Below are 15,275 nucleotides of genomic sequence, written 5' to 3'. Positions count from 1 at the left end.
GTTAACCCGCACTATAGGAATGCTGCAACACCATGTCAACACGGCGCCGGGCGCAAAGTCATCATAGCGTTGCATAAATACATCACATTTCGCTAATTATTGGCGCGACCTGTCTCCCCTTTGCGACACATTACGGCTGTGTGACGCGCCGGCGAAACAGTGGCAGCGGCTGACGAAAATTTACCTGATAGCTATCGCTAAAGGTATTGTAATCATCTCCGCCGTCCCCCTCTTTTCCGTCCTTGATCAGGAAGGCGTCGAAACCGACCAGCCACAGCGACCGGATCAAATCCGGCCACACATCGCCGACCGCCCGCAGTTCACCGGCATAATCATAGCGCTCGCGCAGCAGTCTGGCGAGGCTGTAGCCCCGGCCGTCGGTGAAGGCGGGGAAGTCGATGGCGATCAGCGCCAATTCGGCCAGGTGCGGCGCCAGCAGCGCCGGATCATCGTCGGGGGCCAGCCACACGCCGGCGCGGCCCGGACGGCGCTTCCAACCCTCGGCGTCCTGCAGCCAGGCGGCCAGCGGCACGATCACGTCCTCGTCGCCCGGAGCCGACGGCAGCGCGCCGTCGTCGCCGGCGCGCAGCAGCCGCCAGCCGTCCGGCAGTTCCTTGCCATCCTTAATGTAGCGGGGCATAGACCCTCTCCTTGAACGGTTCCACGCCGACGCGGCGCAGGGTTTCGATGAAGCGCTCGCCGTCCAGCCGCCGCTCCAGATAGACCTGCATGATCTTGCCGAAGGCGACCGGCACGTCGGCCTGGGCGAAGGACGGGCCTATCACCTTGCCTATCGCGGTGTCGGAGCCCTGGCTGCCGCCCAGCGTGATCTGGTACCACTCCTCGCCGTTCTTGTCGACGCCGAGTATGCCGATATTGCCGATATGGTGATGGCCGCAGGCGTTCATGCAGCCGGAGAAGTTGCAGGCGATGTCGCCGAGGTCGTACAGGTAGTCGAGATCGTCGAAGGTCCGCTGGATCGCATTGGCGACCGGAATCGAGCGCGCATTGGCCAGCGAACAGAAGTCGCCGCCGGGGCAGCTGATGATGTCGGTCAGCAGGCCGATATTGGGCGTGGCCATCCGGCTCTTGCGCGCCGTCTGCCACAAGGCGTACAGATCCTTCTGCGCCACGTCCGGCAGCACCAGGTTCTGCTCGTGGGCGACGCGCAGTTCTCCGAAGCCGAAACGGTCGGCCCAGTCGGCGGCGGCCTCCATCTGTTCGGCGCTGATGTCCCCCGGCGGCGCGCCGGTCTCCTTCAAGGACAGGATCACCGAGCGGTAGCCCGGCTGCCGGTGGGCGCGGGTATTGCGCTCGAACCAGCGGGCGAAGGCCTTGTCCTCGGCCAGCGGCCCGGTCAACTCTGCCGGATCGTCGGCCAGCGCCGGGTAGTCCGGGTCGACGAAGAAGCTGGCGTAGTGGGCGACGTCCTCGTCGCGCAGCGTGGCCGGACCGTCCTTCAGATGCCGCCACTCGTCCTCGACCTTGGCGGCGAAGCCTTCGGGCGTCATCGCCTTGACCAGGATCTTGATCCGCGCCTTGTACTTGTTGTCGCGGCGGCCGAAGCGGTTGTAGACGCGCAGCACCGCGTCCAGATAGGTCAGCAGGTGGCGGCGCGGCAGGAATTCGCGTATCACCTCGCCCACCATCGGCGTGCGGCCCAGGCCGCCGCCGACGATGACGCGGAAACCGGCCTCGCCGTCCGCGTCGCGGCTGACGTGCAGACCGATGTCGTGGACCATGGTCGCGGCCCTGTCCTCGATACTGCCGGACACCGCGATCTTGAACTTGCGCGGCAGGAAGGTGAACTCGGGATGCATGGTGCTCCACTGCCGGATGATCTCGCAGTACGGCCGCGGATCGAACAACTGGTCGGCGGCGACGCCGGCGAAGGCGTCGGTGGTGGTGTTGCGCACGCAGTTGCCCGAGGTCTGGATCGCGTGCATCTCCACCGTGGCCAGCTCTTCCAGGATGTCCGGCACGCGGGACAGCTCCGGCCAGTTGAACTGGATGTTCTGCCGCGTGGTGAAGTGGCCGTAGCCCTTGTCGTAGCGGCGGGCGATGTCGGCCAGCTTGCGCAGCTGCGTACTGCGCAGATGGCCGTACGGTATCGCCACCCGCAGCATCGGCGCATGGCGCTGGATATACAGGCCGTTCATCAGGCGCAGCGGGCGGAACTCGTCCTCAGACAGTTCGCCGGCCAGGAAGCGGCGGGTCTGGTCGCGGAACTGCACCACGCGTTCGCGCACCAGGCGATGATCTACTTCATCGTATCGATACATGTTTGGATTCCAGCGGGAATGCCGACGGCTGCAGCCGGCGGGTCAGACGGGGCGTGGCAGCGGACTGGACTTCGCGTGCAGTCCGCACTCCTTGGTTTCCGGGTTTTCCCACCACCAGCGGCCGGCGCGGACGTCCTCGCCTACGCTGATGGCGCGGGTACAGGGCGCGCAGCCTATCGACGGATAGTGCTTGTCGTGCAGCGCGTTGTACGGCACCTGACGCTCGCGCAGGTACTGCCACACATCGGCCTCGGTCCAGTCCAGCAGCGGACTGAACTTGAGCAGGCCGTTGTCGGCGTCGTATTCCTTGTCGACCAGGTCCTGCCGCGTCGGCGACTGCTGGCGGCGCAGGCCGACGATCCAGGCCGAGCGGCCGGCCAGCGCGCGCTTCAACGGCTCCAGCTTGCGGACCTGGCAACAGGATTTGCGCAGTTCGACGCTCTGGTAGAAACCGTTGATGCCGTGGAAATTGACGTATTGTTCGACGGCCGCGGTTTCGGGGAAATAGACCCTGACCGGATGGTGCGGATAGCGTTCGGCGGCCCGCTGCATCAGATCGTAGGTTTCCGCCGGCAGACGGCCGGTGTCGAGGCTGAAGCTTTCCAGCGGCAGGCCGAGGCCGGCGATCAGATCGGTCAGCACCATGTCTTCGGCGCCGTAGCTGTTGGCCAGCACCGCGTCGGGGTGCTCGACGGCGACGGTTTTCAGCAGGGCCGTGGTGGCGGCTAGTTTGGACTCCAGGCTCATCGAGCGCTCCGGGGATGGTTCGAGCTTATCCTAACCAAAGCGCTTATAAACCTAAAAGAATATTGTGTTAGTATTTAATGACTACAGGTTTTATAGAGAACAGGCCGTCAACATGAAGCTACAACAACTGCGCTATCTGGTGGAAGTGGCCAAACAGGGGCTCAATGTTTCCGAAGCCGCCGAGAAGCTTCACACCTCGCAGCCGGGCATTTCGAAACAGATCCGCCTGCTCGAGGACGAGCTCGGCATCCAGGTCTTCATTCGCAACGGCAAGCGGGTGGTGTCGGTGTCCGAGCCGGGCAAGGAGGTGCTGCGCATCTCCGAGCGCATCCTGCGCGAGGCGCAGAACCTGAAGCGCGTCGGCGACGAGTTCTCTCGCGAGTCCGAGGGCGCGCTGACCATCGCCACCACGCACACCCAGGCCCGCTACGCGCTGCCGCAGGCGATCGCCGAATTCGTCCGCCGCTATCCCAAGGTGCGGCTGTCGCTGAAGCAGGGCAGCCCGACGCAGATCTGCGACATGGTGGTGTCCGGCGAGGCCGACCTCGCCATCGCCACCGAGGGCATCTCGCTGTACAAGGAACTGGCGATGCTGCCCTGTTACGAGTGGAACCGCTCGCTGGTGGTGCCGCGCGGCCATCCGCTGACGACGCTGGAACGGGAGATCACGCTGGCCGACATCGCGGCGTATCCCATCGTCACCTACGACTTCGCCTTCGCCGGCCGCTCGAAGATCAACAAATCCTTCTCCGATCAGGGCCTGACGCCGAATGTGGTGCTGACCGCGATAGACACCGACGTGATCAAGACCTATGTCTCGCTGGGCCTGGGCATAGGCATCATCGCCAGCATGGCCTTCGAGCCGGAGCGCGACCATAATCTGGTGGCGATAGACGCCGGCCATCTGTTCGACCCGTCGACCACCAAGATAGGCATACGCAAGGACGCCTATCTGCGCGGCTTCGCCTACACCTTCATCGAGCTGTTCGCGCCGCATCTGCACCGGCGCGAGGTCGACTCGGCGCTGCTGGCGCACGACGGCTCGCTGGACGACTAGGCCGCGCCCAAGCAAAACGCCCCGGCATGCGCTCGGGGCGTTTTCCTGTCGGCCGCAGCGGCCCCGTCGTCAAAAATCCACTTTCCCGCGCAGGGCCTTGGTCCCGCCGTGCTTGGCCTTGCTGGCCAGCCGGCGCTGCTTCGAGCCGAAGGTCGGCTTGGTCGCCCGCCTGGCCTTCGCCGTATGGCCGACCTCGTCTATCAAGGCCTGCAGCCGCGCCAGCGCGTCGGCCCGGTTCAGTTCCTGGGTGCGGTATTGCTGGGCCTTGATCACCACCGTGCCGTCCTTGCTGACGCGCTGGTCCGCCAGCCGCAGCAGCCTCACCTTCAGCCAGTCCGGCAGCGAAGAGGCGCGCACGTCGAAGCGCAGGTGTATCGCCGACGACACCTTGTTGACGTTCTGCCCGCCGGCGCCCTGGGCCCGGATGGCGCTCAACTCGACTTCGTCCTCGGCGACGACAAAGGTTTTGACACTCATATATACATGGTTCCGCGGCTTGCAGGACTCCGCGGGACTCGCCGCCGGTCGGCGCGGCGATTCCCGCGACGGTCTTACAAGGTCAGGCCGCCGGTCACCTCGATGGCCGCGCCGTTGATGTAGCTGGCCTCGTCGGACGCCAGGAAGGCGTAGACGTTGGCGATTTCGGCCGGATCGGCCATGCGGCGCATCGGCACCTTGTCTTCCATCGCCTGCAGCACTTTTTCCGGCATCGCCTTCAGTATCGGCGTCGCGACGAAGCCCGGGCACACCGCATTGGCGCGTATGCCCTTCTTTCCCAGCTCCTTGGCCCAGGTCTTCACGAAGCCGATCACGCCGAACTTGGCGGCCGCGTAGTTGGTCTGGCCGAAATTGCCGTAGACGCCGACCACCGACGAGGCGTTCAGGATCACGCCGCCGCCCTGCTCCACCATCGTGTCCACCACGGCGCGGGCACAGTTGTAGACGCCCTTCAGATTGATGTCGATCACCTTGTCGAACTGGTCTTCGCTCATCTTGATCAGCTGCGCGTCCTGGACGATGCCGGCGTTGTTAACCAGCACGTCGATGCGGCCGCAGCGGTTTTTCAGGTCGGCCACCATTTCGGCGATCTGGCCCTTGTTGGTGACGTCCACCTTGTAGCCGTAGGCCTCGCCGCCCAGGGCCTTCAATTCGTCGACGACGGTCTTGACCGCCTCCTGGTCCAGGTCGCACACCGCGACGATGGCGCCCTCCTTGACGAACTTTTCCGCCGTGGCCTTGCCGATGCCGCTGGCCGAGCCGGTGATGATGGACACTTTCCCTTTTAGACGCATGATATTTCCTTCTCTTACCGCTTTGCAGATCTCATCAGGCCTCCTGGACGGATGAGCACGAGATGCCTCCAGCATCGACCCTCCCGGCCGGTTCCTGATTATTGTTGTCGCGCCGCGCGCGGCGCATATGAAAAGCGGGAGTTTGTGCGCTGCAATATAGCGCACGCCCTCCCGCCGGTAAAGCTACGGCCTGTGACAGGCCGTAACCGGATTATTCCAGGCCCTTGCTGGCCAGGTAATCCTCATAGTTGCCGGTGTAGTAGTCGTAGCCGCCCTTGCCGTCCAGCTCCAGCACGTGGGTGGCCAGAGAGCTGACGAACTGACGGTCGTGGGACACGAAGATCAGCGTGCCCTTGTACTTTTCCAGCGCCATGTTCAGCGACTCGATGGACTCCATGTCCATGTGGTTGGTCGGCTCGTCCATGATCATCACATTGGGCTTCTGCAGGATCAGCTTGCCGTACAGCATGCGGCCCTTCTCGCCGCCGGACAGCACGCGCACCGGCTTGCCGACCTCGTCGCCGCCGAACAGCAGGCGGCCCAGCGTGCCGCGGATCACCTGCTCGTCGTCGCCTTCCTGGCCCCACTCGCGCATCCACTCGGTCAGCGTGGCGTCGCTGTCGAAATCCGCCTCGTGATCCTGGGCGAAGTAGCCGATCTGGGCCTTTTCCGCCCACTTGATCGTGCCGCGGTCGGCGCTCAGGCCTTCGGCGTAGGCGGGCTCGAAAGCGCCGGCCAACAGCTTGACCAGCGAGGTCTTGCCCGCGCCGTTCGGGCCGATGATGGCCAGACGCGCGCCGGCCTCCAGGATCAGGTTCAGGTCCTTGAACAGCACCTTGCTGTCGTAGGCCTTGTTCAGGCCTTCCACTTCGACGGCCTGGCGGTGCAGCTTGAACTTGTCGTCCATCTCGAAGCGGATGAACGGGTTCTGGCGGCTGGACGGCTTCACTTCGACCATCTCGGACTTCAGCTTGTCCACCTGCTTCAGACGGGAAGTCGCCTGGCGGGCCTTGGACTTGTTGGCGGAGAAGCGGGCCACGAACTCCTGCAGTTCCTGGATGCGCTCCTTGGCCTTGCTGTTCGACGACAGCTGGCGTTCGCGGGCCTGGGCCGACGCGATCATGTAGTCGTCGTAATTGCCCGGATAGATGCGGATGGTGTTGTAGTCCAGGTCGGCCATGTGGGTGCAGACCGAGTTCAGGAAGTGGCGGTCGTGCGAGATGATGATCATCGTGGAGTTGCGCTCGTTCAGCACATGCTCCAGCCAGCGGATGGTGTTGATGTCCAGGTTGTTGGTCGGCTCGTCGAGCAGCAGGATGTCCGGATTGGAGAACAGCGCCTGCGCCAGCAGCACCCGCAGCTTCCAGCCCGGAGCCACTTCGCTCATCGGGCCGAAATGCTGCTCGACCGGGATGCCGACGCCCATCAGCAATTCGCCGGCGCGCGCCTCGGCGGTGTAGCCGTCGTATTCGGCGAACTTGGCCTCCAGATCGGCCGCGCGCATATAGTCGTCTTCGGTGGCTTCCAGATTGGCGTAGATGGCGTCGCGTTCGCTCATCGCCGCCCACATCTCGGTGTGGCCCATCATCACCACGTCGATGACGCGCTGGTCTTCGTAGCCGAACTGGTCCTGGCGCAGCTTGCCGAGACGCAGGCCGTTCTCGATGGCGACTTCGCCGGCGGTCTGCTCCAGATCGCCGCCGAGGATTTTCATGAAAGTGGATTTGCCGGAACCGTTGGCGCCGATCAGGCCGTAACGGTTGCCTTCGCCGAATTTGACGGTCACCTTTTCGAACAAGGGTTTGACGCCAAACTGCATCGTAATATTGCTAGTGGTAATCACGCTTGGAGATCCTTCAGCCAGGGCCGTGAACCTGTCGGAGATCTTTCGGCGGGCGTCCCGGGGCCGCATTCCGCCGGCGCGTCGCTTCGTCGAACGCCTAGGACGGCGAATGCCCCCGCGACGGGCATCGAGCGGCCGCCGCCAGGCAAGATCTCGAACAGATTCTAAGTATCGGAAAAACGAAGGATTCTATCACAATGGGGGCCGTTCCCCTAAGTTCAGCGCGGCGCCGGCTCACGAACTTTTGCCAGCCAGACGAATTCCGCTACAATCGTAAACCTTGTAAATCCTTATCCCAATAGGCAGAACTATGCTTACCGGCAGCTTGGTAGCGCTTGTAACACCGATGTCGAACGATGGAGCGGTGGACTTTGCGGCGTTGCAACGATTGGTTGAGTTCCACATCGAGAACGGCACTTCCGGCATCGTCGCCGTCGGCACCACCGGCGAATCGGCCACGCTGTCGGTCGAAGAGCACATCGAAGTCGTCAAAGCGGTGGCCGAGTATGCCAAGGGCCGGGTCAAGGTGATCGCCGGCGCCGGCGGCAACGCCACCAGCGAGGCCATCGAGCTGGGCCGGCTGTCGGCCGAGGCCGGCGCCGACATGGTGCTGTCCGTGGTGCCCTACTACAACAAGCCGACCCAGGAAGGCATCTACCAGCACTTCAAGGCCATCGCCGACGCGAGTCCGCTGCCGGTGATCCTGTACAACGTTCCCGGCCGCACCGTCGCCGACATGAGCAACGACACCGCGCTGCGCCTGGCGGCCCATCCGAACATCGTCGGCCTGAAGGACGCCACCGGCGACATCGGCCGCGCCTGCGACCTGGCGCTGCGCGCGCCGGCCGACTTCGCGCTGTACTCAGGCGACGACGCCACCGGCATGGCCTTCATGCTGTGCGGCGGCCACGGCGTGATCTCGGTCACCGCCAATATCGCGCCGAAGCAGATGAGCGAATTGTGCGTGGCCGCCACCGCCGGCGACGTCGGCCGTGCCCGCGCGATCAACGACAAGCTGCAAGGCCTGCACAAGCAGCTGTTCGTCGAACCCAACCCTATTCCGGCCAAGTGGGCGCTGGCCAGGATGCAGCGCATCCCCGCCGGCATCCGCCTGCCGCTCACGCCGCTAGACGCCGCCTCCGAGGCTGTCGTCGTCGCGGCGATGAAACAAGCCGAAGTCCTTTGATCATCCCCTGCATGATGGGAGTCCGCATGAAACGCAGCGCGTCCGTCGCTATCCTGGTGGCAACCGGCCTCATGGCCGCTTGCAGCAGCACCGAACCGCTTAGCAAGCCGCTGGATTACAAGTCCGACGCTCCGAAGCCGACCGCCAACAGCCTGGAGGTGCCGCCGGACCTGACCGCGCCGCAAATCCAGAACAAGTACAATCTGCCCGGCGGCGTCACCACCGCCAGCGCCGATCCGGCCGTCGCCTCGGCCACGTCGCCGGTGGCGATCAACCAGCTGGACAATGTCCGCATGGAACGCGCCGGCACGCAGCGCTGGCTGCTGGTCGGCAACAAGAAGGCCGCCGAGCTGTGGCCGGTGCTGAAGGCGTTCTGGCAGGAAAACGGCTTCGTGATCAAGTCCGAGGATCCCAGCCTCGGCATCATGGAAACCGACTGGGCCGAAAACCGCGCCAAGCTGCCGAACGACGGCCTGCGCAAGCTGCTGGAAACCGTCGGCCTCGGCAGCGTCTACTCGACCGGCGAGCGCGACAAGTTCCGCATCCGCCTGGAGAACACGCCGCAGGGCACCGAGGTCTACTTCTCGCAGCGCGGCATGGAAGAAGTCTACGCCGACAGCAGCAAGACCAATACCGTGTGGCAGCCGCGCCCGACCGATCCGAACCTCGAGGCCGAGCTGCTGGGCCGCTTCATGGTCCGTCTCGGCATGACCGAGGAGAAGGCCAAGGAACAGGTCAAGCAGACGCTGGCGGCGCCGGCCAAGCCGCAGGACCCCATCGTCGACGGCCAGCTGCAGCTGTCCGACGGCTTCGACCGCGCCTGGCGCCGCGTCGGCCTGGCGCTGGACCGCGTCGGCCTGGTGGTCACCGACCGCGACCGCTCGCAGGGCCTGTACTACGTCAAGCCGGCCAAGGGCGAGACCGACAGCAAGGAGTCCGGCGGCGGATTCTGGTCCAGCCTGGCGTTCTGGAAGAGCGACGACGGCAAGGCGGTCAAGCCGACCGAGCCGGAATACCGGATCAAGCTGCAGGAGCAAGGCAACGGCACCACCGCGCTGCAGATCCAGGACAAGCAGGGCAAGCCGCTGGCCGACGATTTCGTCAAGACCGCCCTGGGCAAGCTGCAGACCGAACTGCAGTAATGCAACAGCAGACGGCCAAAAACACCACAGCCCGCGAAAGCGGGCTGTTTTTTATGCACGGCACATCTGTTTGACCGGCGGGCGGCATCGAATACCGCAGCGGCGCGCCATCGAGACGATTGCCGGACATAATATGTAACGTTTTGTATTCCGCGATAATTTCTGTGGTTTTTCCACCAAATTTACAACTGTTGCTAACAGCCGCCAATCGATGGACGCAAAAAAACCGGCCGAAGCCGGTTTTTTCGGAGTTGCTCGCCGCGAATTACTTGGCAGCGGAAGCAGCCGGAGCGGAAGCGTCAGCAGCCGGAGCGGAAGCGGCCGGAGCGGAAGCCTCAGCAGCCGGAGCGGAAGCGGCCGGAGCGGAAGCTTCAACTGCCGGAGCGGAAGCTTCAGCCGGGGCTTCTTTCTTACCGCAAGCGGACAGGGCTACGGCCAGCAGGGCAGCAACGAGGAGCGACTGTTTCATTTTTTCTTTACCTTTGAGGATAAGTTGAACAAGACGTCAGTTATCGCACGGTCTCGACAATAAGCCGGGCGACTGAAAATCCATCAGTGAGCAAATTGTATCACGAAAAAAATGGCTGTATAGAGGGCAAAAATCTAAAAAAACCACATCGCCGACCAAAGCCCGGCAAGCAAGAGGATAGACACAAAAACGGGTGTTCGAACCCCAAATTCGGCCGTCCCGCGCGTCGCCGATCCGATACAAACGCCAAAACTGTTGTTATTGTGCTACATCGGCTGGCAAATGCCAATAACCTGACAGGTAACCGTCGTACAACAAGGACAGCATAGTCTCCGAATATTCGCCGGCCGACAGGCTGCGCCGGTTGCCGAAATCCCGCCAGGCCGCCAGGTCGCCGGACGCCGCGTCCAGCTTCTCGCCATTGCAGTAGACGCCGTCGCCGCAGAACAGGATCTGGCTCTTGCGGTCCAGCACCAGGCCGCCGTCGGCCACCGCCTCGGCGAATTCATCCTCGTCCAGTTCGTCTTCCGGCGCGTCGTAGAACACGTGCGCCTTCGGTTCGGTCAGATAGTGGCCGAGGAAATCGCGCACGGTGTCCTCGTCCCAGCCTATCTGCGACAGCAGCCGCGACACCTGCGCCACCATGTCGTCGCCTATCCGCGCCGGATCGGTCGGCCGCTTCAGGTCCGGATCGGCGTAGACGCCGTCGACGCAGACGCGGTCCTGCAGATAGACCAGGAACTGCGTCGCCAGCTCCTGCGCCGGCGGCGCCCTGAAGCCGATCGAGTAGGTCATGCCGGGTTCCAGCGCCACGCCGTAGTGGGCGCAGCGCGGCGGCAGATACAGCATGTCGCCATGCTCCAGCACGAACTCCTGCTCCATCCGGAAGTCCTTCAGCACGCGGATAGGCGCGTCCTCGATGAAGTCGGCGTCGCTCTGCGACGAGATCTGCCAGCGCTTCTTGCCGCCCACCTGCAGCAGGAACACGTCGTAGGCGTCGAAATGCGGCCCGACCGTTCCGCCAGGCGGAGCATAGCTGATCATCAGATCGTCGAGCCTGGCATAAGGGATGAAGTCGAAGCGCCACAGGATGTCGTCGATGTGCGGCAGCAGATGGTTGACGCCCTGCACCAGCAGCGTCCAGTCGGTGTCGGCCAGCCGGCGGAAGCGGGACGCGCGGAACGGGCCGCGCTCCAGGTGCCAGCGCTCCTTCTTGTACTCGATCAGCCGCGACTCGGCGTCGTCGCGCTGCGCCAGCTCGGACAGCATGGAAAAGTCCACGTGCGGACCGACATCGCTCAGCGCGTCCCGGATCAGCAGCGGCTTCTTGTGCCAGTATTCGGCCAGAAATTGTTCGGGCGACATGCCGCCCAGCAAGGTTGTGGTATTCATCAGCTTTTACGGGCCTTGGCGCCCATCTATGGTTTACAATACGGCCTGACGCCTACGCGCCCTATCTTGCGGTGGAAGGAACACCCTCGGGACCGTCCCTGTCAAGTTTTTTCACCATCCATCACGGATACCGAACTCATGCAAATCGCCAAAAACACCATCGTCACGCTCCACTACGAAATGTTCGACGCCGACAACAACCTGCTCGACAAGACCGAAGAGCCGATCAGCTACCTGCACGGCGGCTACGATGGCATCTTCCCGCTGGTGGAAGAGGCGCTGGAAGGCAAGAACGCCGGCGACGCCGTCGACGTCAAGCTGACCGCCGATGACGCTTTCGGCGATCCGGAAGAAGAGCTGATCCGCGTGGAAGACCTGGAAGTGTTCCCGGCCGACGTCGAAGTCGGCATGGTCTTCGAAGCCGACGATCCGGAAACCGGCGAACTGCTGCTGTTCCGCGTCACCGACATCGCCGACGGCAAGGCCATCGTCGACGCCAACCACCCGCTGGCCGGCATGAGCATCCGCTTCGCCGCCAAGGTGGTCGAAGTCCGCGCCGCCAGCGCCGACGAGATCAGCCACGGCCACGCCCACGGCGAACACGGCCATCACCACTGATCCGGCTCGCGGCGGCCCACGCCGCCCAGTCTGACAAAAGCGGCCCATGGCCGCTTTTTATCTGCCCTCAGTGCCCTGAACGGGCAAAACGCCAGAACCCGAACAACAGCACGCCGCCTTCGATCGCCGCGCGCAGCCAGTACTCGGCGAATACGCCGCGGTGCCCCAACAGCCATGCCAGCGCGCCGGCCAGCAACACCAGCAGGATCAGCTCCGCCGTGCGCGCGATGTCGCGCGGCCAGCCGTCCGGCCAGGCAAAACGCAGCGCCAGCCTCATCGTTCCCCAGCCCAGCAGCGCGCCCACCAGCAGATCCAGCGGCCAGTGCACGCCGATGGCGATCCTTGACAGCATCACCAGCGCGACCAGCGGCAGCCATGCGGCCGCCCTGCCCCAGCCTATGCCCCGCCAGGCGAGGGTGGCCAGCGCGGCGGAAGCCATCGCGTGGCCGGAAGGGAAGGAGCCGTTGCCGGGCAAGCGGTCCAGCAAATCCACCATGCCCTGCGGCAGCACCTGCGGCGGCCTGGGCACGGCGAAACCGGCCTTCAGCGATGCCGCCAGCGCGATGGCCGCCACGCCGCCGACGATCAGCGCCGGCAAACGCCGCGGTTCGCGCCAGCATAGCGCCAGCATCAGCGCCAGCACGGTCGGCCAATCGCCGAACACGCTGAAGAAGCGCCACAACGGCGCCGGCAGATGGTGCGACAGCGGATGCAGAAAAAGAAACAGCTGGCGGTTGGCCTGCGGCCAGGCCAGCAGGACCGCGCTCAATGCGGCCAACAGAATGGCCGGCCAGAATCGGCTAAGCCGGTACATGGCTCAACCCGCCTTCCGCCCGATGGTGATGCGGTCCTGTCCGGCCAGGTCGCGGATGGTCTCCACCCGCTCCAGGCCGGCGGCGGCGAACAGGCCGCGCACCGCCTCGCCCTGGTCGTAGCCGTGCTCGACCATCAGCCAGCCGCCGGCGGCCAGCCGCCGCGGCGCGCCGCCGGCGATCTCGCGCAGACAGGCCAGACCGTCGGCCTCGTCGGTCAGCGCGCCCCGCGGCTCGAAGCGCAGATCGCCCTCGTCCAGATGACGGTCGTCACGCTCGATATACGGCGGGTTGGACGCGATCAGCTCGAAGCCGGCGTCGGCGTCCAGCGGCTCGAACCAGCTGCCCAGCCTGAAGTCGACGCCGGCGGCGAGCGTCTCGGCGTTGTCGCGCGCGACGGCCAGCGCCTCGGCTGAGACATCGACGGCGCAGACCGACCACGGCGCCGCCTCCAGCGCCAGCGTGACGGCGACGATGCCGCTGCCGGTGCCCAGGTCCAGCACCCTCGCCGGCGCGGTCCGGTCCACCTTGTCCAGCGCCAGTTCGATCAGATGTTCGGTTTCCGGGCGCGGAATCAGCACCGCCGGGCTCACCCGGAAGTCGCGGCCGTAGAATTCCCGCACGCCCAGCAGATAGGCCATCGGCTCACCGGCCAGCCGGCGCGCAGCCAGCGCCTCGAAGACGGCGGCGGCGTCGGCCGGCAGCTCGCGTTCCGGGTGGCCGATGATGGCGGCGTGGGTCAGACCGGGCCAGGCATGCATCAGCAGCATCCGGGATTCCAGCCTGGGCAGGGGATGGCGCCGCAGCGCCTGTTCTATCGTCGGCATCGTTCTATTACAGCAGGAACAGGGTGGCCAGCCCCAGGAATATCAAAAAGCCGCCGGAGTCGGTGCAGGCGGTGATCAGCACGCTGGAACCCAGCGCCGGGTCCTTGCCCAGCTTCTGCATCAGCGTCGGGATCATCACCCCCATCGTGGCGGCCAGCATCAGGTTCAGCGTCATCGCCGCCAGCATCACCAGGCCCAGCGAGGCGCTGCCGTAGAGCAGCCAGGCCACCGCGCCGATGACGCTGCCCCAGACCATGCCGTTGATCACGCTGACCCCCAGTTCCTTGCGCCACAGCCGGCCGGCCTGGCCGGGCCGCATCTGGCCCATCGCCAGCGCGCGCACGATCATCGTGATGGTCTGGTTGCCGGAGTTGCCGCCTATGCCGGCGACGATGGGCATCAGCGCGGCCAGCGCCACCAGCTTGGCGATCGAGTGCTCGAAGGCGCCGATCACGCGCGAGGCGAAGAAGGCGGTGCCCAGATTGATCGCCAGCCAGGCCCAGCGGTTGCGGACCGAATCCATCACCGGCGCGAACAGGTCTTCCTCTTCCTTCAGGCCGGCCAGGTTCAGCATCTCGCTGTCGGACTCCTCGCGTATCACGTCCACCATCGCGTCCACCGTCAGCCGTCCGAGCAGCGCGCCGCGCTCGTCGACCACCGGCGCCGTCACCAGGTCGTAGCGCTCGAAGGCCAGCGCGGCGTCCACCGCCGCCTCGTCCGGATGAAAGCTGACCACCTCGGTGGCCATCGCCTCCTCCACCAGCGTGTCCGGGTCGGACACCAAGAGCTTGCGCACCGGCAGCACGCCCTTCAGCAGGCCGGCCTCGTCGGTGACGAAGATCTTGTCGGTCTGGCCCGGCAGCTCGTCGAAGCGGCGCAGGTAGCGCAGCACCACCTCGCAGCTGACATCGGCGCGTATCGTCACCAGCTCGAAGTCCATCAGCGCGCCGACGCGGTCGTCGTCGTAGGACAGCACCGCCTGCAGCTGGCCGCGCTCTTCCTCGTCCAGCCGCCCCATCGCCTCGTAGACCACCTGGCGCGGCAGATCGGGCGCCAGCTCGGCCAGTTCGTCGGCATCCAGGCCGGCCAGGGCAGCGACCAGCTGATCCGCGTCCATCACCTCGATCAGCGACTCGCGCACCGCGTCGGACACTTCCAGCAGCACGGCGCCGTCGCGCGCCGGATCGGTCAGATCCCAGGCCAGCAACCTGTCCTCCAGCGGCAGCGCCTCCAGCACGTGGGCGATGTCGGCCGGATGAAGCTGGGCAAGCTTCTGGCCCAGTTCCAGCAGATTGTGTTGCGGCGCCTGCGGATCGGCGGCATCGGCCGCGTCCTGCCTCGCCATCAGATGTTCGAGCTGGCGCTGGCGCTCGATCAGGCGCTGCACCAGGCCCAGGCTTTCCTGCAGACGATCGGCGGATTGTTGCTTGAAGGCAACCGTCATGCACGTCTCCTTCCGCCCACGGGGCGCACGGAGGCCGACGGTGTGAGGCGGGACTTTATAGAATGATACGGGATTGGATTACGGGGTAACTGGGTAAGTCCATTGCCTTGGCCGCGGCGAGCCCGCGGCGCGATAAAGAAAGTCGCGATTGTAACATGGCGCCG

Annotated in this window: 14 protein-coding genes; 4 read left to right on the top strand and 10 right to left on the bottom strand. The window is 64.9% G+C overall.

Annotated features, from left to right (window positions below):
• Positions 1–130: 130 nt before the first annotated feature.
• The 3 genes from WNM05_RS06375 to WNM05_RS06365 are packed head-to-tail and all read right to left on the bottom strand — an operon-like array spanning position 131 to position 3,029.
• Entirely contained in the window at positions 131–640 is a 510-nt protein-coding gene (locus tag WNM05_RS06375; protein WP_434633496.1) for a DUF934 domain-containing protein, read from the bottom strand.
• Entirely contained in the window at positions 624–2,282 is a 1,659-nt protein-coding gene (locus tag WNM05_RS06370) for a nitrite/sulfite reductase (RefSeq protein ID WP_434633495.1), read from the bottom strand. Before WNM05_RS06370 ends, WNM05_RS06375 begins: the two co-directional genes overlap by 17 nt.
• Before the next feature lie 42 nt (positions 2,283–2,324).
• A complete protein-coding gene (locus tag WNM05_RS06365) occupies positions 2,325–3,029 on the bottom strand; it encodes a phosphoadenylyl-sulfate reductase (RefSeq protein WP_434633493.1) in 705 nt (234 codons plus the stop codon).
• Between the two features lie 112 nt (positions 3,030–3,141).
• Between WNM05_RS06365 and cysB the strand changes: the two genes are divergently transcribed.
• On the top strand, positions 3,142–4,086 hold the full coding sequence (gene cysB, locus WNM05_RS06360; RefSeq protein ID WP_434633491.1) for an HTH-type transcriptional regulator CysB: 945 nt from the start codon (positions 3,142–3,144) through the stop codon (positions 4,084–4,086).
• 69 nt (positions 4,087–4,155) lie between these two features.
• Here cysB and arfB read toward each other — a convergent pair whose 3' ends face one another.
• The 3 genes from arfB to WNM05_RS06345 all read right to left on the bottom strand — a co-directional run bounded on the left by arfB (position 4,156) and on the right by WNM05_RS06345 (position 7,221).
• Positions 4,156–4,563 carry an alternative ribosome rescue aminoacyl-tRNA hydrolase ArfB gene (arfB, locus tag WNM05_RS06355; protein ID WP_434633490.1) on the bottom strand — a complete coding sequence of 136 codons (408 nt, stop codon included), beginning with the start codon at positions 4,561–4,563 and terminating at the stop codon, positions 4,156–4,158.
• A gap of 74 nt (positions 4,564–4,637) precedes the next feature.
• Positions 4,638–5,378 carry a 3-oxoacyl-ACP reductase FabG gene (fabG, locus tag WNM05_RS06350; protein WP_101707101.1) on the bottom strand — a complete coding sequence of 247 codons (741 nt, stop codon included), beginning with the start codon at positions 5,376–5,378 and terminating at the stop codon, positions 4,638–4,640.
• Positions 5,379–5,589: 211 nt separating this feature from the next.
• Positions 5,590–7,221 (bottom strand): ABC-F family ATPase, encoded by a 1,632-nt coding sequence (locus WNM05_RS06345; RefSeq protein ID WP_434633489.1) that lies wholly within the window; start codon positions 7,219–7,221, stop codon positions 5,590–5,592.
• Positions 7,222–7,531: 310 nt separating this feature from the next.
• Here WNM05_RS06345 and dapA point away from each other — a divergent pair, with 310 nt between their 5' ends.
• Together dapA and bamC are read left to right on the top strand one after the other, a co-directional pair.
• Entirely contained in the window at positions 7,532–8,407 is an 876-nt protein-coding gene (gene dapA, locus WNM05_RS06340) for a 4-hydroxy-tetrahydrodipicolinate synthase (RefSeq protein WP_434633488.1), read from the top strand.
• Positions 8,408–8,433: 26 nt separating this feature from the next.
• Positions 8,434–9,549, top strand: a complete 1,116-nt coding sequence (gene bamC, locus WNM05_RS06335) for an outer membrane protein assembly factor BamC (RefSeq protein WP_434633487.1) — start codon at positions 8,434–8,436, stop codon at positions 9,547–9,549.
• A 727-nt stretch (positions 9,550–10,276) separates the two neighbouring features.
• On the opposite strand, the gene WNM05_RS06330 is transcribed toward bamC, so the two are convergent.
• Positions 10,277–11,410: a JmjC domain-containing protein gene (locus tag WNM05_RS06330; RefSeq protein WP_434633485.1), complete on the bottom strand. Its 1,134-nt coding sequence runs from the start codon at positions 11,408–11,410 to the stop codon at positions 10,277–10,279.
• Positions 11,411–11,548: 138 nt separating this feature from the next.
• Here WNM05_RS06330 and WNM05_RS06325 point away from each other — a divergent pair, with 138 nt between their 5' ends.
• Complete coding sequence (locus WNM05_RS06325) at positions 11,549–12,028, top strand: FKBP-type peptidyl-prolyl cis-trans isomerase (protein WP_434633483.1); 480 nt, start codon at positions 11,549–11,551, stop codon at positions 12,026–12,028.
• 67 nt (positions 12,029–12,095) lie between these two features.
• Here the strand turns inward: WNM05_RS06325 and WNM05_RS06320 are convergent, their stop codons facing one another.
• From WNM05_RS06320 to mgtE, 3 genes are read right to left on the bottom strand one after another with little or no spacing between them, the layout of a single operon-like run.
• On the bottom strand, positions 12,096–12,842 hold the full coding sequence (locus tag WNM05_RS06320; protein ID WP_434633481.1) for a phosphatase PAP2 family protein: 747 nt from the start codon (positions 12,840–12,842) through the stop codon (positions 12,096–12,098).
• A 3-nt stretch (positions 12,843–12,845) separates the two neighbouring features.
• The gene (gene prmC, locus WNM05_RS06315; protein ID WP_434633479.1) at positions 12,846–13,667 is read right to left on the bottom strand and encodes a peptide chain release factor N(5)-glutamine methyltransferase; all 822 of its coding nucleotides are present in this window, start codon (positions 13,665–13,667) and stop codon (positions 12,846–12,848) included.
• Positions 13,668–13,674: 7 nt separating this feature from the next.
• Entirely contained in the window at positions 13,675–15,111 is a 1,437-nt protein-coding gene (gene mgtE, locus WNM05_RS06310; protein WP_434633478.1) for a magnesium transporter, read from the bottom strand.
• Positions 15,112–15,275: the final 164 nt, after the last annotated feature.

The organism is Chromobacterium sp. CV08, assembly GCF_051129845.1.
In the GTDB taxonomy this organism is placed as follows: Bacteria; Pseudomonadota; Gammaproteobacteria; order Burkholderiales; family Chromobacteriaceae; genus Chromobacterium.
Note: the sequence above shows the minus strand (reverse complement) of the source record. Positions and strands in the feature narration are given on the sequence as shown.